A 24513-nucleotide genomic window follows, 5' to 3' on the forward strand; every position below is an offset into this window, starting at 1 on the left:
CCAGGATGTAATGATTTTCATCTTAGATTTGTAAACATTGTTCAGGTAGTGCCGATAAAGTGCTGAAAATACCCGGCAAATTTTTATTCCATAATTAAAATATTTTCACTCTTCATTCGTCCACTAAACCATATATTATTGCAAACCTTGTCCTATAATGGTTAAGCCCGCAATTTTTAATGTAATTTTAAGCCCTGCCGGAAATATTTACAAAAGGCAGATCCATATATTGCTACCAATATGAACAAAGTGAAAAGTCCCTCAGCTGCACCGGGACAGCCAAAGCCTAACGTTATGTCTGTACTACGCCCCTACAAAGGCATGGTAATCTTACTGCTTCTCCTGGCGCTGCTTAGTAATGCACTCAACCTGGTATTACCTCACATGATAGCGAAAGCGATCGATGCTTATACCAGTGGTACCCTTGTGATCAATACACTCATTATTGAATTTTCCCTGGCGGCAGTATTGATCTTCATCTTTACGTATCTGCAAAGTATTATTCAAACCTATGCTTCAGAAAAGGTGGCGAAAGAAATGCGTACCGCATTATCTTCCAAAATCTCACAGCAAACATTTGCTTATATCCAGCAGGCAGATCCGAATAAGTTACTGACTAACTTAACATCAGATATTGATTCCATCAAATTATTCGTTTCACAGGCTATCGTTTCTATCGCTTCTTCAGTATTCATCATTATTGGTGCAAGTGCATTATTGATTTCGATCGACTGGAAACTGGGACTGCTCGTTATTACAATTATTCCTGTCATAGCATTCGCATTCTTCACTGTTTTAAGTAAAGTACGGGTGTTATTTAAACAAGGCAGAGAGGTAATAGACTGGCTGAATAAGATCATTAATGAAAGCGTGCTGGGAGCTGCATTGATCAGAGTGGTGAATGCACAACAACCGGAATATGACCGCTTCATTGCTGCGAATGGTAAATCACGTGACCTTGGTACGGCAATCATTCGCCTGTTTGCAGGATTAATACCTGTCATTACCTTCATGGCCAGTATGGCATCACTTGCCGTATTGATGCTGGGAGGTCATTTCGTAATTACAGGTGAAATGTCTTTAGGGAACCTGGCTGCATTCAATAGTTATATCGCCATCCTCATTTTTCCAATTATCGTGATCGGATTCATGAGTAATATCATAGCGCAGGCTACTGCTTCTTACACGCGTATCTCAGGTATACTGAATGCGCCTGATACCGTGGATCCGGGAACTGTCAGAGATAATCTGGAAGGGGCCATTACTTTAAAAAACATTTCTTTATCGCTGGCCGGTCGTCCAGTACTGAAAGATCTTTCTTTCTCTGTAAAACCTTCCAGTCGTACAGCGATTATTGGTCCTACGGCTGCTGGGAAAACGCAATTGCTAAACGTCATTATCGGTCTACTGAAACCAGATACAGGTAACATCATGTATGATGAGACAGATATCGATAATTATGATAAAGATGTATTGTTGCAACAGGTGGGCCTGGTATTCCAGGATAGCATCATCTTTAACATGAGTGTGCGCGAAAACATTGCCTTTAATGAAAAGGTGAGTGAAGCACTGATGGAAAAGGCAATTGCAACTGCCGAGTTATCTGATTTCATTGCCTCCCTGCCTGAAGGACTTGAAACAATTGTTTCAGAGCGTGGTTCTAGTCTCTCCGGCGGACAAAAACAACGGATCATGCTGGCAAGGGCACTGGCCATCAATCCCCGCATTCTCTTACTGGACGATTTCACCGCCAGGGTAGATACCAATACCGAACAACGCATCCTCGAAAATGTACAACAGAATTATCCGGATCTAACACTGGTTTCAGTTACACAAAAAATAGCTTCTGCTGTTCATTATGATCAGATCATTTTGCTGATGGAAGGTGAAGTGGTGGCTACAGGCACACACCCGGAATTGATGCAATCCTGTCCTGAGTACGTACAGATTTATAACTCTCAACGCAGCACCAGTAACTATGAATTACAACCTGAATAAAATAGCGGAAGCTCCGCAACAAAAAAACACTACCGGCCGCGCACTGAGAAAGTTATTATCTTTTCTCGGTCCGGAACAGCGGCGTCTTACTGGTGCATTCTGTACCATTATGATCACTTCTGCTATTAACCTTACAGTGCCTTTCATCATAGGGCATACCATCGATAAATATGTACAAACAAAACAGTTTAACGGCATTCTGTTTTATTCAGGCATCTTATTCATCATGGTCATTGTATCGCTGGTAACAAGTTATATCCAGACACGCCTGATGGGTGGAGTAGGGCAGCGCATGCTGTATAGTTTGCGTAATGCTGTTTTTACAAAACTGCAGGAACTTCCTATTGCGTTCTTTAACCAGAATAAAACAGGTGATCTGATTTCCCGCATCAATAATGATACGGATAAACTGAATCAGTTCTTTTCACAGTCCCTCATGCAGTTTATTGGTGGTATTGCCACTATGGTCGGTGCAGGGGCCTTTCTCTTATCTATTAATGTTAAACTGGGGTTGGCTACACTGACTCCCGGTATTTTACTGCTGTTGTTCACCCGGCTTATTTCACCCTGGGTGAAACGCACGAATGCTGCCAATATGAAAAGTACAGGCGGTATGAGTTCAGAGATCCAGGAAAGCCTGAATAACTTTAAAGTGATCATTGCATTCAATCGCCGTGATTACTTCCGCAAGCGATTCGCTATTGCTAACACTGAACAATACAAAACAGCAATAAGCGCCGGACTGGTAAACAATATCTTCATGCCGGTATTTAGCTTATGTGCTAACCTTGCACAACTTGCTGTACTGGCTTATGGAATTTATCTGATCACAACGGGGCTGTTTACCGTCGGTCTACTGATCAGTTACCTTTCATATGCCACATATTTCTATAACCCTATCAGACAACTGGCGGCACTGTGGACGAACTTCCAGGTTGCAATGGCTGGCTGGGACAGGATATCACAAATCCTTAACCTGGAATCCAATCTGAAAGTGATTGAAACAAATGGCGTACAGGAAGATAATGCATTGATCACCTTTAAGAACGTGAACTTCCGTTATCCGGATGGTAAGGATATTCTGCATAATATCAACTTCAAACTGGAAAAAGGAAAAACATATGCACTCGTTGGCCCTACAGGTGGAGGAAAAACAACCACTGCATCTTTAATAGCACGCTTGTATGATGCTACAGAAGGGCAGGTATTGTTGCGGGGTAGGGATATCCGTTCTTATTCACCGGAAGAACGTACCCAAAAGATCGGTTTCATCTTGCAGGAGCCGTTCCTTTTTACAGGAACAATAAGAGAGAACATTCTTTATGGTAACAAAGCCTATGCAAATTACAGCAGTGAACAACTGCTGGAAGTAATGGGAAAGGCGAATCTGTATACATTACTGGAACGGTTCGACGAAGGACTGGAAACAAAAGTAGTATCCAGCGGAGATAGTGTGAGTTTGGGACAGAAACAGCTGATTGCCTTTATGCGCGCCGTACTCAGAGATCCAGAACTGCTTGTGCTGGACGAAGCAACTGCGAACATCGATACGGTAACAGAACAACTCCTGGAAGATATTCTCAGAAGATTACCGGAGCATACTACCCGTGTTATTATCGCGCATCGCTTAAATACGATTGAAAATGCAGATGAGATCTTCTTCGTAAATGCAGGTGAAATTACCCGTGCAGGTTCTTTCAATCACGCCATGAACATGCTGTTACAGCATGAACGCAGCACCTGATAAACAAACAGAAAAATAAAATCCTCTATCGCTGACCGCAATAATGCAAAAAGCCGGCTCTTAACGGAGCCGGCTTTTTGCATTATCATATTAAATATAACTCCTGATGGAGTCATAAATTTATTAAACAAGAGTCGTTTCTTTTCTAACTACTTCTACCGCATCCAAACGGTTAGATGATTTCACTTTATCAGGAACACCACGGATATCCCATACTATACCAAAGAAACCGAGTGTACGGATAATGTAGTAGGTAATATCAATTTCCCACCAGAAAAAGCCCTGTCTGGTAGCACTTTGATAATAGTGGTGGTTATTATGCCATCCTTCTCCCAGTGTTACCAATGCAAGTACCAGGCTGTTTTTAGACAAATCTCCTGTTTTATAACGGGGTTTACCCATCATATGCATTAAAGAGTTGATAGTGAACGTTCCATGATACACAAGGGTAGTACTTAAGAAGAAACCTATCAGCAGGGTAGAAAGACCGGCATGCCATTCAAAAAGACCATGACCATTCACCAGGTTACCGGCAAAATAAACGGCTACCAACAGTACCACACCTGGTACCCAATGATATTTGTTTAACCAGTACAGTTCAGGTTGTTTAAAGTCCTTGATCAGTTCGTAACGGGTTGGCTTAAATTCAGGCCCCATGATCCATCCCATATGAGAGTACCAGAAACCATAAATATTAGCTGAATGCGGATCATCAGGAGTATCACTGTGTTTGTGATGGGCGCGATGATTGGCACCCCACCATAATACACCTTTCTGGAAGGTGCTTTGTGCTCCGCCAGCCAATATAAACTGGAAAAAGCGGGAAGTTTTGTATGTACGATGCGAGAAATAGCGGTGGTAACCAGCAGTAACAAAGAACATACGTATCACGTACAACGCTCCACAAACAATCCAGTCAAATAGTGTAACGTGCGTGAAAAACGCCAGTAGTGGCAGTAATTGGATCCCAAGAAAATCAAATTGGCGAAGCCAGTTGATATTCCCTCTCAGTTGTTTTTCAGAATTCATAGTGCAAAAGTATTCCATAATTACAGAATAAACAATGACCAAGATCAGCAGCTAAAAAATTTACCAGCTGCTGCCTGCTCCTCCACCCCCGGAATCGCCACCAGAGCTGTCAGAGGAGGAGGAAGATGAGGATGAATCTGATGAAGACCAGGACGAAGACCCGGAAGAGCTGCCGGAGCTGTCCGAAGAAGATAACATAGCAATAACATATGGAACTTTCTCAGTATGGTTGCAGAATTTACACTCAGAATACTGCATACCTTCTCCTTTGGAGCTTTTAGTAGGATGTTTTGTCACAACTTTCCTGGTATCCCTGAGGGTTTTATTGTTGCATTTCGGGCATTGGACTGCCTTTAGTATAGGACTGTCATATCCCAGAACCTTTGTTTTATCACATGCTTTGCAGTACCATACATCATATACAACAGATCCTATTTTTTCCTCTGCCAGCTGCCCTTCCTGCAGGAATTTACTTTTACCTTTCTTTTTCAGCAATTGCATCGGGGTATTGCACTGCTCACAGGGGTAAGAATCGTTGCGCAGATGACGCATCCTTGACAAATGCCATTTATAAATAGGGTATAAGGGGATAGGGAAAATAACTGCGTATATATAGAAATTTTTAAGTGCCAGATTAAGACCTTCATAACGCAGATGACGGTCTTCACTAAAATGCCTTGTTGCATTTATGTTTATAACGAGAATACGATATATTAAGTAACTAAGCCAGTTAAGGTAAAAAATAACGGGCATTGTCCACCAGTGAAAAGAATAAGTAGTAAACCATGCAATGCTGAACATAATTACTGCAGGGAAAACGTAGATCCATAACCCTGAAAATAGTCCGGGAACATAAAGTGCCGGAGGATTATTAACTTCCTTCTCTTTCTTTTTAATGAAAAATCCCGCAAAGAGCCTGCTGAGACCTATATAGAAGATATACAGGAAAAAGGTGCCTTCGCCCGGCAATTCTCTCCGGGGGGGTGTCTCTGCAAAATTATCCTGATAATTATCTATATCTAAAGTCTCTGCAACTGTTGTTGTGCTGTCATGATGCAGTACAGATACCACGGCATTCATTCCCTGCCACATCCCCTCGTCATAGTTGTTTTTACGAAACAGGGGTAACATTTTCTGTTGCTGGATACGGAAACAGATTACATCAGGTAAGTCACCTTCCAGTCCGTAGCCGGTTTCAAATTCTATGCGATGCTGATCATCAACCAGTAATACTACCAGTCCGTTATTTTTATCTTTTTGTCCGGGTTTCCATGTTCTGAATATCTCATGTACAACATCCTTTGGTACTTTATCTCCTATGGTCTTAAGTAATACAATAACCACCTGTGCGGTACCTTCTTTCTTCAACCCATCCATCAATCCATTGAGTTTCTCCGTTGTTGCTGCACTTATAATATGATCCGGATTGCTCACATATTCAGCCTGTTGCATGGGGTTAGGGATCGTTTCAACGGAAAATCCGCTTTTTTTCTCCTTACAGGCAAAAAACAATATTGATAGTAATAAAACGGTAATGCTGCTTTTAGTAGTCCCCATATACTTCATAGATAACCGCTCAAAATAATAAATAGATCTTGTAATACCAATGAGGTAAACCTGCCGGATGCGTCAGGTTGTGTAAAATAATGCCCATTCCCCTGCTTATGTTGTCTTAAAACGGTCCCAATACCTGCTGGCATGAAATTCCATCTATAACATTATATCTATGATCAATACTTACTTATATGGCAAGTGCAATCGTTTCATCCTTCAACAAATACATGGAAGTGGCTGGTGATCAGGTAGTGTTTACCGGCCGGTTTGCCCGTAACATCTTCAAGGGAGGCTTTGAATGGGGCGAGTTCCTGCGTCAGTGTTATATAGTTGGTTATAAATCAATCGGGCTGGTAGGAATTACAGGTTTTATCATCGGTTTTGTATTAACTCTCCAAACCCAACCCACACTCGAAACATTTGGTGCAGAAAGTTTTGTACCCAGTATGGTGGCTATCTCCATTATCCGGGAAATAGGACCTGTGATCATTGCTTTAATCTGTGCTGGTAAAATATCCTCCAGTATTGGGGCCGAACTGGGAAGTATGAAAGTAACAGAGCAGATAGATGCGATGGAAGTATCCAGCGCTAACCCTATACAATATCTGGTGGTTACCCGTATTCTTGCCTGTACTATTATGGTGCCGTTACTAACGGTGATGGCAGATGGCTTAGCTCTGTTGGGTGGATTTGTCGGCATAAATATCCAGGATCATGTAAGTGCTACTTTATTCTTCAGAAAATCTTTTGCAGCACTGGAATTCAGTGACATATTTCCTGCATTGATCAAAACTTTTTTCTTCGGATATGCAATAGGTTTTGTAGGATGTTATAAAGGTTATCATTCAGCCCGTGGTACAGAAAGCGTAGGTATAGCGGCCAATTCGGCTGTAGTAAACGCTTCTTTATGGATTATTCTGCTGGATGCGATTGCTGTACAAATCACAAACCTGATATACTATTAATATGGATGAAACAATTACACAGAAGCAGGAAGTGATTACACAAAACCACCACGGTGATGTGGTTATTAAGATAGAACACCTGAAAAAGTCTTTTGGTGATAATAAGGTATTGCAGGATATCAATCTTGAATTGCATAAAGGAGAGAACATTGTGGTATTGGGCCGTTCTGGACAGGGAAAGTCTGTGGCTATTCAATGTATTGCCGGATTAATGCAGCAGGATGAGGGTGTTTTACAGGTGCTGGGTAAAGAAGTAAAAGAAATGACGCGGAGTGAATTGAAAGAGATGCGGATTAAAATAGGTTTTCTTTTTCAGAGTGGGGCCTTATATGATTCCATGACTGTACGCGAAAATCTCTCCTTCCCGTTAACAAGAGTCTTAAAACTAAAAGATAAACAGGAACTGGAAAAAAAAGTGCAGGAAGCCCTGGAAAGTGTAGGACTGGAAGATGCTATTGATAAATTCCCTTCAGATCTTTCAGGTGGGATGCGAAAAAGAGTGGGACTGGCAAGGACCCTGATCCTCCGGCCGGAAATCATGTTGTATGATGAGCCTACCACCGGGCTGGATCCGATTACTTCCCGCGAAATCAGCGAATTGATTGTGAAACTCCAGGAAAAGTATGATACATCATCAATCATTATCACTCATGATTTGTCCTGCGCGCGTCTTACCGCAGATAAAATTGTGGTGATGAACGACGGGAAATTTATCGCGATAGGCACGTATGACGAACTACTGAAATCAAAAGATGAATTGGTCAATAACTTTTTTAAATAAGCAGAGATGAATAGTAAAACTTCGCAAAAGATAAAGGTGGGTATTTTTACATTAGTTACAATCTTATTGCTACTGATCGGCATCTTTCTCATCGGTCGCAATAAAAGCATGTTCAGCAATACATTCGTGCTGTATGGTACATTTAAAAATGTAGGTGGTCTGCAAATAGGAAATAATATTCAGTTTGTAGGTATTAATGTGGGTACCGTAAAAAGTATAGATATTCTTTCTGATTCCACTGCCCGTGTTACACTCCGCCTGCAGGAAAAAGTACTGCCATTCATTAAAAAAAATGCCGTTGCCAGTATCAGTTCTGAAGGATTGATGGGCGATAAACTGATAGCGATCAGTTCAGTAACTGGTGGTGTGGCACCTGTAAAAGATGGCGATAGTATCAGTACAGTAGAACCTATCCAGATGGATAGGGTGATGAGCAGAATCTCCGGTGTGGCAGAGAACGCAGAAGTAATTACCGGTCAGCTGGCGGGTATTGTTACTCAGGTAAACCAGGGAAAGGGGAGTGTTGGAAAACTGCTGTATAGCGATAGCCTGGCAAAAAGCCTGGAAGGAACTGTTGCCGAAGCAAAAAGTACTATGAAGTCTGCCCGCAGAGGTGCAGAAGGATTTGGCGAGAATATGGAAGCATTAAAACATAACTTCCTGTTACGTGGATACTTCAGGAAAAAAGAGAAAAACCGGAAGAAAACCGAAACAGGACAAACTAAAGAGAGTAAGGCAGAAAAAAAGAAGCCAGACTCCTCCAGTATTAAAATAGAAAAAGAGCAATAAGCCCCGGAATTCTTTTTTTACTATTTTTATCCCCTCAGAAATTACACTTATGAAAATACTTACCTGCACCACACCAGGCAAATTTGATTACGGGGAACAGGAAATGCCGAAAGCAACTGCTGACCATGCTATTATAAGAATAAAACGTATAGGGATCTGTGGTACAGACCTTCACGCCTTTGAAGGAACACAACCGTTCTTTGCTTATCCCCGTATATTAGGGCATGAGCTGGCGGGAGAACTGGTTTCTTTTGATAACGCTCCGGGGTTTACAGCCGGCGAAGCCGTGACTTTTATTCCTTATTTCAATTGTGGTACCTGTATTGCCTGCCGGAGTGGCAAGCCTAACTGTTGTACAAATATCCGCGTATGTGGGGTACACATTGATGGCGGTATGGCCGAATACCTTTCTGTTCCTTCTTATTCCCTGGTACATGGTCAGGGGCTGAGTATGGATGCACTGGCGCTTGTAGAACCACTGGCTATTGGTGCACATGGTGTACGCAGGGCTGCTGTAGAACCGGGAGAATTTGTGCTGGTTATAGGAGCTGGCCCTATCGGGTTAGGGATTATGGAGTTTGCCCGTATAGCCGGCGCTAAAGTAATAGCAATGGATATTAATGAAGCCCGTCTAAACTTCTGTAAAGATAAACTGAAGGTTGCCCATACCATCAATGCCAGAACTGCCAATGTGATGGACGAACTGAAAAGGATCACAGGGCAGGATATGCCTACGGTGGTTATTGATGCTACCGGTAGTCAGCAGGCTATCAATAATGGTTTTCAGTATATGGCTCACGGGGCCCGTTATGTACTTGTAGGACTGCAAAAGGGAGAAATAGTGGTGAGCCATCCGGAGTTTCATAAACGTGAGGCTACACTGATGAGCAGCCGTAATGCTACCCGCCAGGACTTTGAACATGTAATTGCTGCAATGAAGAGTGGACAGGTAGATCCCACCACCTACATTACACACCGGGTTGATTTCAGCGAAGTGAAAGATGAGTTTGAAGGCTGGCTGAATCCTGCAAATGGAGTAATCAAGGCAATGGTAAGTCTGGACTAAAGTACCGTTTGTCAGGATCTTATATTATATTGGTATATAAATTTTTACCGGATGGAAGAATTAACAGCAGGCAAAGGTTCCCGGGTACAACATGCCAGGTATGGTCCCGGTGTGATCATTGGCGTTAAGTATGCACAATATGTGGTAACGTTCATGGATCAGGGTATTATCGACGTGGACAAAACAGATCCTCTTTTCGAGATCCTACACGCGGAAAATAAAACAATAGAGGTAGAAACGGTGTCTGCAGCTGAAACTTCCCTGCTTAAAATATTGAGGTTATGGAGCGATACTTCTGAGGTCGTTCCGTTAGGCGATCGCTGGGAGGGGGGCACTATGCTGCTACAACCAAAAGATCCTAACCTGAAACCTAAAGAGGTGCCGGTAGAGGCATTCTTCCATAAAATAGTAATGGTACGTGACCGTCTCCGGGTGCTGGAGCAGCAGATCAACAGTCATAAACTGCTGAGTGATGAAGACAAAGTGAATATGCAGCAATACATTACCCGTGTGTACGGATCATTGACCACTTTCAATGTATTATTCAAGCAAAAAGAACACTGGTTTGTAGGGGGAAAAGGTACTGGTGAAGATTAACTTTTAAAAATAATGCGATCTTACATCAACCTGACGGCCCTAAATTTGTTATATAATATAACATTGTTCCATTTAAACGCAATGCCGTATGAAAGATTTTACGTTAGATTTTGATCTGAAAGGTAGTAATTATGTGGTTGTAGTGCAGCCTCATGAATCAAGAGGGATAGAGCACTATAAAGCAGTACTGGATGAAGAGCATTCTATTGATTATTTAGTACAGGTTAATGGTGTTCTTCAACCTAATGCCGATTATGCTGCCGACCCTCAGCTGGTAAATGCAATTGCTACCCGTATTCTTGAAGTGGTACATGTGAATGATCGTGGAGAAGATGCCACATCTCACAGCTCTACACTATAATACAGAGTAGGGGAGATCTATATTAAAAGTAGTGCCTTTGTTTTCCTTAGAGTTTACATGGATATCACCTCCATGTTGTTGCACCAGCTGTTTGCAGATATGAAGCCCAAGACCGGTAGAAGGCTCATGATTTAACCCCGGTCTGCCTGATGAGGTAAAACGGTCAAACAAGGCAGGCATAAGTTGTTGAGGTATACCTATACCGGTATCCGCCACCGAGATCCGGATTCCTCCCCTGTGTGTATGAACCCCTAAAGTGATAGCACCATCTTCCGGCGTAAATTTAACCGCATTGTGTAACAGGTTCTCTACTACACGTTGCATTTTTGCAGTATCGATATGTGCTTTAATCTCTTTGGGATGCAGTTCCAGTAATACCTTCCTGTTGTGCTTTGATTGCTGTACCCAGTTATCACGTACATTTTCTATCCATTGATTCAGCGAAATGTAGTTGGTCTGTAATTTATTACCATCATTTTTCTGTGCGGCCAGCAATAACTCTTCTATGATCTGGTCTGCTGTTTTGCAGGCATCCATAATCCATTCCATGTATTTGGTTTCCTGATCAGGCGTGTAGGGGTATTCCTGCATAAGATGGGCAATGGAACGGATTCCGGAAATCGGGTTGCGCAGGTCATGCGCCACTATAGCCAGGATTTCTGTTTTCATCTGATTAGCCTGTGCTATTTCCTGATTCTTTTTCTCAATTGTTTTTATCTTAATAAAATAATTGGCATGATAAGAATATAATAATCTGGAGATCACAAAAAAACAAAGCATAATTTCCCAGAACACAAAATGATTCATGGCCAGTGTAACCGGGTTCACCTGAAAAAGATGGATGAACAGGGTGAAAATTATGCCTGTAATGCCAATCAGAATCAGCAATTCCCATATAGCGATTATGAAGGCCACAGCGACAACCAGTACTCCTATCAGCAGCATGGTCATCGTATTTTTAGGGTTATGCTGCGCAATAAAAGTCACGGCCATAGTACAGGATATAACCACCTGGGAATACAGCAATGTAATAAAGTAATATTGATTTTGCCTGTTAACCGGAACTTTTTTTCTGATAATGAATACGATACATGCCACCAGGAAAGAGCCGGAAATCATGCAGATATTTGTAGTACTCAGTTCACGGAATTGTTGCTGAGGAAGTGCATGCGTTTGAGGTAAAGAATCCGCTATTATACGTACCACAGATGCGGCAATAGCTACTACGAACGAAACTACACCTGTTACTTTCAGGTTCAGGTTTCGGACGTTATAATTAAATTCCTCCCTGAATGCTGATTCAATAGGAGAGAACAAGTATAATTTCATGTGGTGATAGATAGGTATATCGATCCTAAATGCTATTGACCGGCAAGTTAGTTATAATTTAATGACCTGTTAAATATTATTGTTCAAAAAAAGAGTTATCCCGCTGTCTTATCGATTACCCTCCGGGCAATTTTGATCACCTCAGTCGTTTATTAGCAAAACAGATCTGTCGGAGGGAACGACTAAAACAGGCAAAATGAATGACCAGAAATTTATCTGGTTTAGTCAGGATGCAGATAGCAGATAAGGGGCAGTGCATTTGTATAATAAAGCCCTGGAACCTTCAGGCCCAGGGCTTTATTAAGTCTGATTTATTACTAATAATATTTAATGAAAGCCCAACTCAAAGCTGGTTTTCATCAGGAATATTTATTTATACAGATTTAGCGAATAATGGCTTAAGTGTAAACCACGCCAGTGCGGGAAAGAAGTGCATTGGAATAGCTAATCCGGGAAATAATTCCGGCATCTCGGTTTCCAGTGGCAGTTTTGCTGCAATTGGCCCCAGGATGGTAGCAAAGGTGAGGATTGAAAAGAGGAGGTTGAAAACGGCCTCTGTTTTATCTTTCAGCACTTTACTTAACAGGAAGTAACCCACAGCTGCAATTAAACAGCCAAGGATACAGCTTATCATTATATTCACCGGTTTGGCTACATTCGTAAAGCCATCTCCTAATGATGATGCATACACTTTCTGGTAAATAAGACCGGCAATGCCTGCCAGTACACCCGATACTGCTCCCAGTATTAATAATTTCTTCAGCATGTTGCAGATTTAAGAATGATCATTTACTTGGTAACGGGAACCGCTACTGTTACTTTGATGTTATCTGAAACATCACCACCTGGTTTTCCGATATGGAAATCATTACGGTTTACGTTAAAGGTACCATTGAAAGTAGCTGCGTTGCCTTTACGCTGAAAGGTAAAAGGAATAGTAAATTCCTTTTTCACACCATGTATTTCGAGATCACCGGTAACCTGGTATGCGTTACCTGCTTTCACTATTTTCTTTGATACGTAATGTATAACAGGATATTTGGTAGCATCAAACCATTCATCGCTTTTAGCGTGTTTGTTCTGTAAACCATTACCTGTATTGATGGATGCAACGTCTATGGTTACATCAAAACCTGATGTAGCAGGATTTGCTTCATCGAAAGTGATACTGCCTTTGAATGTTTTGAAGATACCACCTACTTCATTACTGGCAAAGCTGATGTTATACTTATCAGTTATTTTCCAGGTAGGAGCTACTACTGTAAAGGCAAACACTGCTGCCATGAGCAGCAGTGTTACTGAAAATATTGCTAATTTCTTCATTGTTGTTAAACTTATTCTTTAACAAATTCGCCGTTTCCTTTGATAGAAACATCTTCGCCCAGCATTGCAGCAGGCATTCCAGCAGCAATACCAAATACGGAACGTTTGATAACACCGGTGAATTGGAAACCAACTTCGGTTTTCTTGCTCATCGGATTAACGGTAGTACCGCCTAAAACTGCATCCAGAACAACTGATTTAGTTACACCATGTAAAGTCAGGTCGCCAGTTACTTTGTAGTTTTTAGCGCCAACTTTCTTGAAAGAAGTGCTTTTGAAAGTCAGTGTTGGATATTTTTCAGCATCGAAGAAATCCGGACCCTGCAGGTGCTTATCACGCATTTCGTTGTCTGTGCTGATGCTTTTAACATCTACAGTAACTTCAATTACTGCGTCAGAGAAATCTTCTTTTGCAGAAGTGATTTTAGCTTCAAAAGCCTTAAAATTACCTTCGCTTTCAGCAATACCTAAGTGGGTAACACCATAAGACAGTCTGGAATGAGCTTTATCTACGCTCCAGGTCTGTGCGAAAGTAGTTGCGGACAGGGCTAAGAAAGACGCAATGATTGTTAATTTTTTCATGTTTACTCGTGTTTTTAAGATTGAATTTTAAGATTGAAAGTTATCCGTATTGTAAAATTATACTTTTTTTCTGATGATTGATGTTTCAACATATATTTCTTCTGAATATACTTCTCTTCACTGTACCTGCTAAAATCATTTAATCACTGGTTTAAATATTTGTTATAAATTTACATTCTTAAGAGCGTTACTCTCTTTTGGAGAGTCAAAGGTATATGGAGTGTAACTTCTAAACAAGAGGGCACCAATATGAGCCTTACTTACTTTTTAGTAACAATCGTGAAAATCAAATTGTTATGGCAGAAAAAAAAGCAGATCAATTTTCAGCAGCGGTAAACTGTCCTATCAGGCAGGTACTGGACCGCTTCGGTGATAAATGGTCTATACTGGTAGTGGAATTGCTTTCTCATAAGGGTAGATTAAGGTTTAGTGAGATTGGGCAGCATATAGGGGATATTTCTCAGAAAATGCTCACGGTAACACTGCGTTCACTGGAATCAGACGGGTTGATTCTGAGGGAGATCTTCCCGGAAATACCGCCCCGTGTGGAATATGAATTAACGCCCCTTGGTATGAGCCTTGTTCCCCAAATTGAAAGCTTAACTAACTGGGGGAAGGAACATCTTGAAACGATTTTGCATAACCGGAAAACATACGAATTAAGACAAAAGAAGAAAATAACCTACTAGGTGTTTATAGTTCGCTCTAGGCATAATTTCTACATAAATATCTGCAGGGAACTCTCCGGAAATAACATTTTTATCTGATTCTCAATGGCTCATCCCGGTGGGCAAAGAACTAATGTTCAAATAAAAAGCTCCCTTTTGGGAGCTTTTTATTTGAACATATTATTTTACTATCCCTGCAAAACGTTGATAAAACAGGGTAGGGCTATTTTCATTTTTAGGTTCGTATTTACCCGCAATAAGAGGAACATAAATAACCCTTCTGCGACTCGCTTCTCCAACAACTGAAGATTGCGCTACACGGTGCCAGAGCCTTCCATCATGTACGGTAAGATCACCTGCCTTAGGCATAATAGCAATCTCATTTTTATCAGGACGGTGGTCTATAAAGTACCTTTTCTTAAACAACATACTGAACAGGCCTTGCTTGTGTGTACCTGGTATGATCCTTAACCCGCCATTCTCAGGCTGCAGGGTACTCAGATGCAAACCCATATTCAACATCGGATTCAGACGGCCTCCCATAAAGATATCCCGCAGGCCATCTGTATGCCATCCCATTTTGGTGAACTTACTTTCAGGCCCGTTTACGTAATGATTAAATACCATTCCGTCTTTTTCGTTTTCCCCTATACGTGCGCCGGGGCCTATCAGTTCCAGTAATGACTGAATACGTGCATCTTTCAGCAGTTCAGACAATACAGTTGTGTGTTGGTTTATAAATGCAAAACGTTGTACAATTTTATTGCCATTCAGGTCTGTACCATATTTAATAGGTACTCCGTTTATTTTTTCTACATTTTCACTAATCCACTTTTCTTGTACCTTTTCTGATGCGTCTATGATGCTCTGTACAGTTGCTGCATCCAGTACGTTGGAAAAGTGAATGTATCCGTGCTTCTCGAAAAATGCTTTTTGTTCTTCTGTGAGTGTATCGCCCAGTGTGAACGTAGTATAAGCTGCTGTTGCCATGTTAAAGGAAATGTTTAAGTTGATGATGTTTCTTACTAGCCAGATAGTTCGCTATGAGGATGATAGAAGGAAAAATCAGCTCCAACAGTAAGGACATCTCTTACTGGTTGGTAAAGAAAACAGGCGAAGTAATCGTATTGTAGTCGATGGTGGTAGCATTTTATTAGTCTACTGAATTAATAGGATAAAGGTAAGGACTTTTTACAAGTTACAAAAATAAACTATAATTGACTTATTTTTTGTAAAAACTTGCAGCAATTTTTTCTACTAAGTTTTTAGGAAACAGTCGCGTAGAGAAGGCGCTAATAGCATTTATTGCCCCCGGAATGATCTCTGCCTTCTTCCGGAACATCCCCTTTAAGGCAATGCCGGCCACATGATCCGGATGCATGCCAAACTTCTCTGCGGTGGCCTTAATAGCCTGTAAACCAGCCCTGTCTATAAAATTAGTATTTACCGGACCAGGCGAAAGGCAGGTAACAGAAACCGTACTCCCTTTCAATTCCTGCCTTAACCCTCTGGTGAAACTCAACACAAAGGCTTTTGATGCCGCGTAAAGGCTAAACGTTGGTACGGCCTGATAAGCAGCTGTACTTGAAACATTAAGGATATACGATTGCGGTTGTGCTTTTAGCATAGGCAGCAAGTGAAAACACAATGCTACCGGGGTATGCATATTTACCTGCAGCATCTCCGCCTGTTTGTCCAGGTTTGATGTTTCAAACGGACCCCATACGCCGTAACCTGCATTATTAATAAGAATTGATACAGTATAGTGGTTGGTTGTACACCAGTTAAATACAGTTATCGCTGCGTTTGGAAGTGAAAGATCTAACGCCAGACAGTTTACCTGTACATTATAATTGGTTTTTAGTGTATCTGCCAAGGCCTCCAGTTCCTTGCCAGACCGCGCTATCAGTAAGAGGTCGTAATGTTTTTGTGCCAGGGCCGTAGCTATCGATTTCCCAATACCCTTACTGGCTCCTGTAATTAATGCGTATGCCATAAATTAGTGAATACCCTTAAAATTCGAGGCGGAAAGGTAGTGTTATTTTTAACAATATGAAAACGACCCCTATACGGTGGGGCTACTATAATGACTAAACTGTTATAAAAATGATGATAATTAGATCGTAAGTGTAGGAAAACAGGAAGGGCGGTAAGAATACCGCCCTTAATTTTTTAACCATATCCTATGAAAAACCTGAACCAAAGATATAAGTCCAGCTACTGCCCGTAAGTCAATTTTGGTAAAGGGTGTATTTTATCTGGTTAACGCTAGAAAAATCACTCCGTTAACTAAAAATTAACGAATACGTAATCGTTTAAGCTCTTAAATCACCTTATATACCCAGCCCTATAACCCTAATTAAACTCACCCCTTCTTCCTTACTGGCCCATAATTCACCTCCTTCCACATGCTAACTCATAACTCATTCTTAATCAATCCAGATTCAACCCTTCTACTTCTTCCTTCAACTCGTTTTTTCCATAATTCTTTCTTTCTCATCTCTTATTGGGTGCCTCTAAGTCTCACTTTTACCTGGTTTGTCCTTGATTCTTTTTTCCAATTGTAAAAGAAGAAAGGTATTTTGCCGGGCATTCAGCTGCATAGTACGCAACAGGGAAGACCAAATCCTGAAATGGAAACTGCCTGCGGAATTGGAAACCATTTTGAAGGGCCGGCCAGGACGCATTGAAACACATTAATAACCATATTGTTGGCGGTAGTAACATAAATTGAAGAAATAAATATCCACATTATGTTGAAAGAATGCATTAATTCAAATATGTTGCAACACGCATATTGTCTTATCTTTGAAGTATGAGAATAGAGCAAGCGATTAATCAACGGAAGTTCCGGGATGAACATCATAAGGTGGTTGTAAACCTGCTTTATACCGGTAATTGGTTAAGGGATGCATTGGGGACTAGCCTGAAAGAACATGGCCTTTTACCACAACATTATAATGCCTTACGTATTATCAGGGGCCGTCATCCAGAACCATTATCTGCAGGCAGCATAAAAGAAGTAATGCTGGACAAGGCGAGTGATGTTACCCGTTTGCTGGACAAACTGGAAAAACTCAGCTATATTCAGCGCAAACTTTGTCCGCACAACCGGCGCAAAATGGATATCAATATCACGCAAGAGGGATTACAGTTACTCGATGAACTGGATGTTCCTATGGACAGCTTTTATAATGACCTTACAGAAAGGCTTACAGAAGATGAGGCAAGGGAGCTAAGCGACCTGCTGGATAAAATGCGCGGATAACAATATCTTTATTCATATGCGGTGTGCTTTCCATGTAAATTTTTTTCTCCTGATATTTTGCTGCGGGCTTCATGCTAACGCAGAAAAAATCAGGTGCACACAACAGTTCAAACAATTTTCTGCTATTTCTCATGGCCATCACGATGCGCCGGCTATCACTATCGAAATTATCAATAACCAAACTGTAGTTCCTTCCCAAACGGATGCTCCTAATGGTAACTGTTATTTTAAAACATATTTTTTTACCCCGGTTGTTCCTGTTAGCAATAAGATCCTGATAAGACGCTTACTGCCCGATGTACACGCTATTGTAAAATTGCTCATTTTTCCCCAGCACATTTTTTGGTGAGTTTCTGTTTATCTTACTATCTATAAACCTGCCTGATGATTTGCTTTTTCATCAGACGGATTTTACGTTACGAACTAAATTTACCGGATGCTACATTTACCACCTTTAATTGCTGACCTGGCATTGATCTTAATTGCTGCTGCCATTACCACACTGATCTTCAAAAAACTGAAGCAGCCATTGGTACTGGGATACATTGTAGCGGGCCTGCTGGTGGGGTCACACGTTTCTCTATTACCTTCTGTGTCTGATGAGGCCAACATCAAAGTATGGTCCGAAATAGGTGTTATATTTCTTTTGTTTAGCCTGGGACTTGAATTCAGTTTTAAGAAACTGATAAAAGTAGGTGGTGCTTCTTCCATTACAGCTATGGTGGAAGTAATCTTTATGTTATTCCTGGGATATTGTGTTGGACTAATGATGGGATGGTCAAATATGGATAGCATCTTCCTTGGCGGTATCCTGTCTATTTCTTCCACTACCATCATATTCCGGGCTTTTGAGGAGATGGGAATCAAAGGACATAAATTTGCCGGATTGGTTATCGGAATCCTCGTGGTGGAAGACCTTGTGGCCATTGTTCTCCTGGTGTTATTATCTACACTGGCTGTGAGCAGGCAATTTGCCGGTACTGAAATGCTTGGCTCTGTATTGAAACTGGTATTCTTCCTGATAGCCTGGTTTGTTACAGGCATCTTTTTCCTGCCTACTCTGCTGCGTAAAACACGCAAGCTGATGAACGAAGAAACATTGCTGGTTACATCAGTAGGACTATGTCTCTTAATGGTGGTACTGGCCACTCAGGCTGGTTTTTCTCCTGCCCTGGGCGCCTTCATCATGGGATCTATTCTCGCAGAAACAACACAGGCCGAAAAGATAGAACATCTGGTAAAACCAGTGAAAGAATTGTTTGGTGCTGTATTCTTTATTTCAGTGGGAATGCTGATTGATCCGGCTATGCTTGTTAAATACGCTGGCCCGGTTTTGATCATAACGGTAGTCACAATCCTGGGGCAATCAATAAGCTCCTGCTTAGGGGCATTACTGTCAGGCCAGCCGTTAAAAACATCTGTACAGGCTGGGATGAGCCTGACGCAAATAGGGGAGTTCTCTTTTATTATCGCACAACTGGGATTGTCTCTAAAGGTGACCAGTGATTTTCTGTATCCCATAGCAGTGGCTGTGTCTGCAATCACAACTTTCACTACGCCTTATATGATCCGCCTGTCCGGACCAGCATATGAAAAGATTGCAGCTATGCTGCCACATCGCTGGAAAACATCACTGAACCGCTATAGTGCGGCGGCCCAAACCATCTCTGTGGTAAGCGACTGGAAGCAATTGCTCCGCTCTTACTTCATGAATATGGTGATCTATTTTGTGATCATGCTGGCCATTATTTTATTGTCGTATTACTACCTGCTGCCACTGATCAATATCCAGATTAACGGGTATAATTACGGACGCATAGTAAGTGCAGGTTTAACACTGGCATTACTGATGCCTTTCCTCTGGGCTCTGGCTTTCCGCAGAGTACGTACCCTGGCGTCATCTCATATATGGGAACAGAAAAAGTATCGCGGACCATTGCTATTACTGCGTTTGTCAAGGATAGTCCTGGCCGTTTTCCTTATAGGTTTTTTTATAGACAGGTTCTTCTCTTATTCTGTTGCTATCCTGGTTACTGCGGCTATCCTGATGTTCGTCTTTATGTTAAGGCGCCGCATACAGAAATTTTACAACACCATCGAAGAACGTTTCTTCTCCAACTTTAATGCTCGTGATGCAAGAGTGGGGCATATCAATAAATCTGTACTTGCTCCCTGGGATGCGCATCTGGCGGTAATAGAAATCCATGCGCACTCTCCTGCAACAGGCAAAACTTTGCAGGAACTTGCATTCAGAGAACGGTATGGTGTGAATGTGGCACTTATCAACAGAAGTGGTCAGAAATACTATGCACCGGAAAAGGATGCACGTTTATATCCGGGAGATGTAATCACCAGTATCGGCACGGATGAGCAGCTGGAAAAATTTAATAGTTTTCTGGAATCTACCCGTGAATCAGATGCTACACCTGAAGAAGCCGATCCTATTGCATTACGTCAGTTCCTGATAGGTAAACAATCCCGGCTTGCAGGTAAAAATATCCGTGAAGCAGGCATTCGTGAAAGAACCCGTGGAATTGTACTGGGTATTGAACGTCAGGGTCGCCGAATACTGAACCCGGAATCAACTACCATCCTGGAAGCGGGAGATATTGTGTGGACAGCGGGAAGTGGTAAAATGTTGAACACGTTTATTAAAGAACAACAACAATCATAGGGGTTGTATTCTACATCTCGATCAGGTACCAAAATAAAAAGAGGCTGCTCATTACGTTGAGACAGCCTCACTCTTTATTACGTTTTGAGTCATTGATTTAGTGTGGTATTGTGTCCTTTTTAGGCCAGCTGCTGTCTCCCTTGGTTTTGTGCTTCCATTTTTTATGCTTTGCCGTATCACTGCGGGGAACTGTATCCTGCCGGAAATTATCAGCATTACTGAATGTGGCGGTTTTTACGCTGTTAGCTGCATAGGATTGAATACTGCTAACTTGTGAGAAGAAAAGTCCACCAATGAAAGCTAACAGTCCCAATGTGGTTATATACCTTTTCATGGCTTCTGGTATTTAAGTGAAAAATGGATTTAACTCAATTTAATTCACTAAAACCTTGCTCTTTTTAGCTTATTTTGTAAGTAACTAAATAACAGTCGATTACAATCGTTTGTAAAATCACAAATTGAGAATTTATCATATGCTTCTGTGGAATTTAAAGGGCATTAAGTGGTGGTAAAAAGACAAATTGTAGTTCATCCCCGCTAAACAGGGCTATTTAAAAAATCCTTACAGGAATCACGGGAAACTTTACGAAATTACAACGCCCCTTAAACCAGGATCTGATAATTTGTATGGCTGCAGCATGCTGTTATGCACGAAACAAAATAATGGAAAGTGTACACCACATAAAGGATGACGAGATTGCAGTGCTCCTGAACGACCTGTTGGAACAGTATGGATATGATTTCACAGATTATTCCTTTGCTTCTGTGAAACGCCGCCTGCAAAGAGTATTCAGTACTGATCGTTTTCCCAGTTTTGCAGAATTCCGTTATAAGATAAAGTCAGATCCCGTATATCTCACTTACCTGATGGAACAGATCACCGTGAACGTTACAGAAATGTTTCGCGACCCTGCTTTTTTCCAGACCCTGCGAAAGAGTGTGTTACCTGTATTGGCTACTTATCCCTTTATCCGGATCTGGCATGCCGGTTGTTCAACAGGGGAGGAAGTATATTCTATGGCTATTTTACTAAAGGAAATGAACCTGCTTCATAAATCAGTGATTTATGCCACAGACATTAATGAAACAGTACTGGAAAAGGCGCGTAAAGGGATCTTCCCGCTTACCTATATGCAACAATACTCCCAGAATTACCAGCAGTCGGGCGGACAGCAGGAGTTCTCTCAATATTATGCGGCCAATTATGAATATGCCAAGTTCTCCGAATCGCTGAGTGAAAAGATCATCTTTGCTGCTCATAATCTGGTAACGGACCGCTCTTTTAATGAATTCCAACTGATCATCTGCCGGAATACTCTTATCTATTTTAATAAAGAGCTGCAAGATAAAGTACTACACCTGTTTAGCGATAGCCTGGAACAATTAGGTTTCCTGGGATTGGGTGCAAAGGAAACACTGCGTTTTACCACAGCAGCTTCATTATTTAAACCTGTAGCTCCAAAAGAAAAAATCTGGAGAAAAATAGCAACATGACATCACTCCTTAAACTCCTGGTAATCGGAGGTTCTGCCGGTAGCCTGGATGTACTGCTCAGATTATTACCTGCGCTGGATAACAGCTGGCCATTGGCCATGATCATCGTATTACACCGTAAGAATGATAACGATTTGCTGTTGACAGAGTTGTTGGCTGGTAAAACTATGTTATATGTGAAAGAAGCAGAAGAGAAGGATGAATTGTTGCCAGGTGTGATTTACATAGCGCCATCAGATTATCACCTCCTGATAGAGCCGGATGGCTCTCTTACACTGGACGATTCTGAAAAGGTAAATTATTGCCGCCCTAGTATTGATGTGACGTTTACATCTGCGGCAGAGGTTTTTGGTTCCCGTTTATATTGTTTGTTATTATCAGGGGCCAATATGGATGGTTCCGGCGGATTAATAGCTGCCCGTGAACTGGGAGCCTTTACGGCCGTACAGGATCCGGAAGAGGCAGAAGTTTCATTTATGCCCAGGCATGCATTAAATAGTACGGCTGTAGACAAGGTATTGACGATGACTGAAATGATCGGCTTCGTAAAATCCCTGCAATAAATTACTGAGGTTGCTCTATGGGCAGCACCAGTACAAAAGTAGCTCCTTCATTCTCTTTGCTATATGCACTGATAATTCCCTGGTGTTTTTCCACTACCTTTTTGGCAATGGCCAGGCCAATCCCCGTACCTTCGTATGTTTCATTGCCATGTAAGCGCTGAAACAACGTAAATATCTTGGGTAGATATTTCTCATTAAAGCCAATCCCGTTATCGCTGATAGTGATCCTGCAATAAAGACCATCTGCAGCTGTAAAACTATTAATCGCTTTCTGCGCAATCCTTTCTCCCTTCACATGGATAGTGGGTGTTACATCCGGACGTGTAAACTTCAGCGCATTACTGATGATATTCTGTAAGGCCTGCCTTAACTGACCGGGAATAGCCTCTAATACTGGTATTTCTTCCACTGTGATGACTGCCCCTGTATCCAGTATAGACAATTCAAGATCTGAGAGTATCTCACTGATAATTACATTTACATCTACCAGCTCAAAGGAATTGTCTGCAGAAAGATGGGAATATTTCAGCAGGTCATTGATCAGTCGTGTCATCCTTTCGGACGAGCTGATTAAGCGTTCCATATATTGCAGGGCCTCCGGATTGTTTCCCAGATGACGGTCGCGTAATATGGTGCCGAAAAGCTGAATTTTACGTAATGGTTCTTTCAGGTCATGTGAGGCTACAGAAGCAAACTGTTGCAGCTCATGATTACTGGATTCCAGTTCCTGGTTTATTTCCTGAAGTTCCTGTGTGCGCTCTTTTACGCGTTGTTCAAGAATTTCATTTGCCTGTTTCTGATGAGCAATATCTGTAAAGGTGCCTACCCATTTAATAATCTGGCCGTCTTCTTCCAGTGGGATCACCCGTAACAGATGACAGCGGAAATGACTATGAATTCTGTTATGGAGATATACTTCTTTTTCTACCGGTAAGCGGGATTTTATAGCATTTTCCCAAACAGGAATACTGTGCTGGTCCTGATCATATATTACAGGAAAGGTATCAAGGGATGTGGAATAATGGAACCAGAAACGGTTAGCATATTCCACAGCACCATCTGCCCGGGCTGTAAAGGCTACCTGTGGCAGGGATTCAAGAATGAAATGCTGTTCCTGTACCTTGGCATTTAATGCTGCCTGAGCCTGTTTACGCACCTCCATTTCCTGCTGAAGATTGGCGTGCACCACCTGCAACAGTCTGTTCTGTTCATATAATTTGATGAAGGTTTTTACTTTGAGTAATAAGATATCAGGATCTACAGGTTTGGTGATGTAGTCCAGTCCGCCGGAGGCATACCCTTTAGTAACAAATTTTTTGTCCTTGTTAGCAGCGGAGAGGAAAAGAATGGGTACATCCTTGGCTTTACTATAACCCGAAATAGCTTCAGCTACTTCAAAACCATCCATGCTGGGCATTTGTACGTCCAGGATGATCAGCGCATAGCTGTTTTTCAGGATCTTCTTTAATGCTAGTTCTCCTGAAAGGGCTGTATCTACTTCAAAATCGTGTAATTCCAGAGTTTTCCGTAAGGATAGGATATTCTCCTGCTTATCGTCGACAATTAATATCATTCCTTTAAAATATAATGGCCATTAAGTACCATCAAAAACCGCGCTATAAACTATGGGGATACAAATGCTACACCTTCCGGAGGGAAACAAACTACAAAATATACATTGGAAAAGTATGTATTAAAAGCGGTTCAATAAGAAGAGCCTGAGAGCTGC

24 protein-coding genes are annotated in these 24513 nt (G+C 41.6%); 14 read left to right on the plus strand and 10 right to left on the minus strand.

Features of this window, described 5'->3' with window-relative positions:
- Positions 1–240 precede the first annotated feature (240 nt).
- Together BM176_RS14775 and BM176_RS14780 are read left to right on the plus strand one after the other, a co-directional pair.
- Positions 241–1998: an ABC transporter ATP-binding protein gene (locus BM176_RS14775; protein WP_090104266.1), complete on the plus strand. Its 1758-nt coding sequence runs from the start codon at positions 241–243 to the stop codon at positions 1996–1998.
- Positions 1979–3742: an ABC transporter ATP-binding protein gene (locus BM176_RS14780; protein WP_090104268.1), complete on the plus strand. Its 1764-nt coding sequence runs from the start codon at positions 1979–1981 to the stop codon at positions 3740–3742. The genes BM176_RS14775 and BM176_RS14780 overlap by 20 nt, the downstream gene beginning before the upstream one ends.
- A 123-nt stretch (positions 3743–3865) precedes the next feature.
- Here BM176_RS14780 and BM176_RS14785 read toward each other — a convergent pair whose 3' ends face one another.
- Together BM176_RS14785 and BM176_RS14790 are read right to left on the minus strand one after the other, a co-directional pair.
- Complete coding sequence (locus BM176_RS14785; protein ID WP_090104271.1) at positions 3866–4771, minus strand: acyl-CoA desaturase; 906 nt, start codon at positions 4769–4771, stop codon at positions 3866–3868.
- Positions 4772–4831: 60 nt separating this feature from the next.
- Positions 4832–6328, minus strand: a complete 1497-nt coding sequence (locus BM176_RS14790) for a TPM domain-containing protein (protein WP_177230410.1) — start codon at positions 6326–6328, stop codon at positions 4832–4834.
- Positions 6329–6516: 188 nt separating this feature from the next.
- Between BM176_RS14790 and BM176_RS14795 the strand changes: the two genes are divergently transcribed.
- From BM176_RS14795 to BM176_RS14820, 6 genes are all read left to right on the plus strand, one after another.
- A complete protein-coding gene (locus BM176_RS14795) occupies positions 6517–7290 on the plus strand; it encodes an MlaE family ABC transporter permease (RefSeq protein ID WP_090104275.1) in 774 nt (257 codons plus the stop codon).
- Between the two features lies 1 nt (position 7291).
- Positions 7292–8071 (plus strand): ABC transporter ATP-binding protein, encoded by a 780-nt coding sequence (locus BM176_RS14800; RefSeq protein WP_090104277.1) that lies wholly within the window; start codon positions 7292–7294, stop codon positions 8069–8071.
- Positions 8072–8077: 6 nt separating this feature from the next.
- A complete protein-coding gene (locus tag BM176_RS14805) occupies positions 8078–8860 on the plus strand; it encodes an MlaD family protein (protein WP_090104279.1) in 783 nt (260 codons plus the stop codon).
- 49 nt (positions 8861–8909) lie between these two features.
- Positions 8910–9926 (plus strand): zinc-binding alcohol dehydrogenase family protein, encoded by a 1017-nt coding sequence (locus tag BM176_RS14810; protein ID WP_090104281.1) that lies wholly within the window; start codon positions 8910–8912, stop codon positions 9924–9926.
- A 51-nt stretch (positions 9927–9977) separates the two neighbouring features.
- Positions 9978–10523 carry a hypothetical protein gene (locus BM176_RS14815; protein WP_090104283.1) on the plus strand — a complete coding sequence of 182 codons (546 nt, stop codon included), beginning with the start codon at positions 9978–9980 and terminating at the stop codon, positions 10521–10523.
- A gap of 88 nt (positions 10524–10611) precedes the next feature.
- The gene (locus BM176_RS14820; protein ID WP_090104285.1) at positions 10612–10884 is read left to right on the plus strand and encodes a hypothetical protein; all 273 of its coding nucleotides are present in this window, start codon (positions 10612–10614) and stop codon (positions 10882–10884) included.
- Here the strand turns inward: BM176_RS14820 and BM176_RS14825 are convergent.
- The 4 genes from BM176_RS14825 to BM176_RS14840 form a co-directional block, all read right to left on the minus strand.
- Positions 10879–12213 carry a sensor histidine kinase gene (locus tag BM176_RS14825; protein ID WP_090104287.1) on the minus strand — a complete coding sequence of 445 codons (1335 nt, stop codon included), beginning with the start codon at positions 12211–12213 and terminating at the stop codon, positions 10879–10881. The genes BM176_RS14820 and BM176_RS14825 overlap by 6 nt on opposite strands.
- Before the next feature lie 373 nt (positions 12214–12586).
- Entirely contained in the window at positions 12587–12979 is a 393-nt protein-coding gene (locus BM176_RS14830) for a hypothetical protein (RefSeq protein ID WP_090104289.1), read from the minus strand.
- 23 nt (positions 12980–13002) lie between these two features.
- Positions 13003–13536, minus strand: a complete 534-nt coding sequence (locus BM176_RS14835; protein WP_090104291.1) for a YceI family protein — start codon at positions 13534–13536, stop codon at positions 13003–13005.
- 11 nt (positions 13537–13547) lie between these two features.
- Positions 13548–14117 carry a YceI family protein gene (locus tag BM176_RS14840; RefSeq protein ID WP_090104293.1) on the minus strand — a complete coding sequence of 190 codons (570 nt, stop codon included), beginning with the start codon at positions 14115–14117 and terminating at the stop codon, positions 13548–13550.
- A gap of 296 nt (positions 14118–14413) precedes the next feature.
- On the opposite strand from BM176_RS14840, the gene BM176_RS14845 reads away from it, so the two are divergent.
- A complete protein-coding gene (locus tag BM176_RS14845; protein WP_090104295.1) occupies positions 14414–14806 on the plus strand; it encodes a winged helix-turn-helix transcriptional regulator in 393 nt (130 codons plus the stop codon).
- 159 nt (positions 14807–14965) lie between these two features.
- Here the strand turns inward: BM176_RS14845 and BM176_RS14850 are convergent, their stop codons facing one another.
- On the minus strand, positions 14966–15775 hold the full coding sequence (locus BM176_RS14850) for a phytanoyl-CoA dioxygenase family protein (RefSeq protein ID WP_090104297.1): 810 nt from the start codon (positions 15773–15775) through the stop codon (positions 14966–14968).
- Positions 15776–16007: 232 nt separating this feature from the next.
- Positions 16008–16781 (minus strand): SDR family NAD(P)-dependent oxidoreductase, encoded by a 774-nt coding sequence (locus BM176_RS14855; protein ID WP_090104299.1) that lies wholly within the window; start codon positions 16779–16781, stop codon positions 16008–16010.
- Positions 16782–17600: 819 nt separating this feature from the next.
- Between BM176_RS14855 and BM176_RS14860 the strand changes: the two genes are divergently transcribed.
- The 3 genes from BM176_RS14860 (at position 17601) to BM176_RS14870 (ending at position 20727) form a co-directional block, all read left to right on the plus strand.
- Positions 17601–18053, plus strand: coding sequence for a MarR family winged helix-turn-helix transcriptional regulator (locus BM176_RS14860; RefSeq protein ID WP_090104301.1), 453 nt, complete (start codon positions 17601–17603; stop codon positions 18051–18053).
- A gap of 16 nt (positions 18054–18069) precedes the next feature.
- A complete protein-coding gene (locus BM176_RS14865) occupies positions 18070–18402 on the plus strand; it encodes a hypothetical protein (RefSeq protein ID WP_090104303.1) in 333 nt (110 codons plus the stop codon).
- Positions 18403–18489: 87 nt separating this feature from the next.
- Entirely contained in the window at positions 18490–20727 is a 2238-nt protein-coding gene (locus BM176_RS14870) for a monovalent cation:proton antiporter family protein (protein ID WP_090104305.1), read from the plus strand.
- A gap of 97 nt (positions 20728–20824) precedes the next feature.
- Here BM176_RS14870 and BM176_RS14875 read toward each other — a convergent pair whose 3' ends face one another.
- The gene (locus BM176_RS14875) at positions 20825–21061 is read right to left on the minus strand and encodes a hypothetical protein (RefSeq protein WP_090104307.1); all 237 of its coding nucleotides are present in this window, start codon (positions 21059–21061) and stop codon (positions 20825–20827) included.
- 329 nt (positions 21062–21390) lie between these two features.
- On the opposite strand from BM176_RS14875, the gene BM176_RS14880 reads away from it, so the two are divergent.
- Entirely contained in the window at positions 21391–22221 is an 831-nt protein-coding gene (locus tag BM176_RS14880) for a CheR family methyltransferase (protein ID WP_090104939.1), read from the plus strand.
- Positions 22218–22784 carry a chemotaxis protein CheB gene (locus tag BM176_RS14885; protein ID WP_090104309.1) on the plus strand — a complete coding sequence of 189 codons (567 nt, stop codon included), beginning with the start codon at positions 22218–22220 and terminating at the stop codon, positions 22782–22784. The genes BM176_RS14880 and BM176_RS14885 overlap by 4 nt, the downstream gene beginning before the upstream one ends.
- A gap of 1 nt (position 22785) precedes the next feature.
- Here the strand turns inward: BM176_RS14885 and BM176_RS14890 are convergent, their stop codons facing one another.
- Positions 22786–24357 (minus strand): hybrid sensor histidine kinase/response regulator, encoded by a 1572-nt coding sequence (locus BM176_RS14890; protein WP_090104311.1) that lies wholly within the window; start codon positions 24355–24357, stop codon positions 22786–22788.
- Between the last annotated feature and the right edge of the window lie 156 nt (positions 24358–24513).

Source organism: Chitinophaga sp. CF118 (assembly GCF_900112615.1).
Classification (GTDB): Bacteria; Bacteroidota; Bacteroidia; order Chitinophagales; family Chitinophagaceae; genus Chitinophaga.

Bases quoted from the DNA above. Each gene is read 5' to 3' on its own strand.
- BM176_RS14835 (WP_090104291.1), bottom strand. From the start codon at position 13,536: ATGAAGAAATTAGCAATATTTTCAGTAACACTGCTGCTCATGGCAGCA.
- BM176_RS14775 (WP_090104266.1), top strand. From the start codon at position 241: ATGAACAAAGTGAAAAGTCCCTCAGCTGCACCGGGACAGCCAAAGCCT.
- BM176_RS14865 (WP_090104303.1), top strand. From the start codon at position 18,070: ATGCGGTGTGCTTTCCATGTAAATTTTTTTCTCCTGATATTTTGCTGC.
- BM176_RS14885 (WP_090104309.1), top strand. From the start codon at position 22,218: ATGACATCACTCCTTAAACTCCTGGTAATCGGAGGTTCTGCCGGTAGC.
- BM176_RS14850 (WP_090104297.1), bottom strand. From the start codon at position 15,775: ATGGCAACAGCAGCTTATACTACGTTCACACTGGGCGATACACTCACA.
- BM176_RS14790 (WP_177230410.1), bottom strand. From the start codon at position 6,328: ATGGGGACTACTAAAAGCAGCATTACCGTTTTATTACTATCAATATTG.
- BM176_RS14825 (WP_090104287.1), bottom strand. From the start codon at position 12,213: ATGAAATTATACTTGTTCTCTCCTATTGAATCAGCATTCAGGGAGGAA.
- BM176_RS14870 (WP_090104305.1), top strand. From the start codon at position 18,490: ATGCTACATTTACCACCTTTAATTGCTGACCTGGCATTGATCTTAATT.
- BM176_RS14800 (WP_090104277.1), top strand. From the start codon at position 7,292: ATGGATGAAACAATTACACAGAAGCAGGAAGTGATTACACAAAACCAC.
- BM176_RS14890 (WP_090104311.1), bottom strand. From the start codon at position 24,357: ATGATATTAATTGTCGACGATAAGCAGGAGAATATCCTATCCTTACGG.
- BM176_RS14805 (WP_090104279.1), top strand. From the start codon at position 8,078: ATGAATAGTAAAACTTCGCAAAAGATAAAGGTGGGTATTTTTACATTA.
- BM176_RS14875 (WP_090104307.1), bottom strand. From the start codon at position 21,061: ATGAAAAGGTATATAACCACATTGGGACTGTTAGCTTTCATTGGTGGA.
- BM176_RS14880 (WP_090104939.1), top strand. From the start codon at position 21,391: ATGGAAAGTGTACACCACATAAAGGATGACGAGATTGCAGTGCTCCTG.
- BM176_RS14820 (WP_090104285.1), top strand. From the start codon at position 10,612: ATGAAAGATTTTACGTTAGATTTTGATCTGAAAGGTAGTAATTATGTG.
- BM176_RS14840 (WP_090104293.1), bottom strand. From the start codon at position 14,117: ATGAAAAAATTAACAATCATTGCGTCTTTCTTAGCCCTGTCCGCAACT.
- BM176_RS14855 (WP_090104299.1), bottom strand. From the start codon at position 16,781: ATGGCATACGCATTAATTACAGGAGCCAGTAAGGGTATTGGGAAATCG.
- BM176_RS14860 (WP_090104301.1), top strand. From the start codon at position 17,601: ATGAGAATAGAGCAAGCGATTAATCAACGGAAGTTCCGGGATGAACAT.
- BM176_RS14795 (WP_090104275.1), top strand. From the start codon at position 6,517: ATGGCAAGTGCAATCGTTTCATCCTTCAACAAATACATGGAAGTGGCT.
- BM176_RS14845 (WP_090104295.1), top strand. From the start codon at position 14,414: ATGGCAGAAAAAAAAGCAGATCAATTTTCAGCAGCGGTAAACTGTCCT.
- BM176_RS14785 (WP_090104271.1), bottom strand. From the start codon at position 4,771: ATGAATTCTGAAAAACAACTGAGAGGGAATATCAACTGGCTTCGCCAA.
- BM176_RS14830 (WP_090104289.1), bottom strand. From the start codon at position 12,979: ATGCTGAAGAAATTATTAATACTGGGAGCAGTATCGGGTGTACTGGCA.
- BM176_RS14780 (WP_090104268.1), top strand. From the start codon at position 1,979: ATGAATTACAACCTGAATAAAATAGCGGAAGCTCCGCAACAAAAAAAC.
- BM176_RS14815 (WP_090104283.1), top strand. From the start codon at position 9,978: ATGGAAGAATTAACAGCAGGCAAAGGTTCCCGGGTACAACATGCCAGG.
- BM176_RS14810 (WP_090104281.1), top strand. From the start codon at position 8,910: ATGAAAATACTTACCTGCACCACACCAGGCAAATTTGATTACGGGGAA.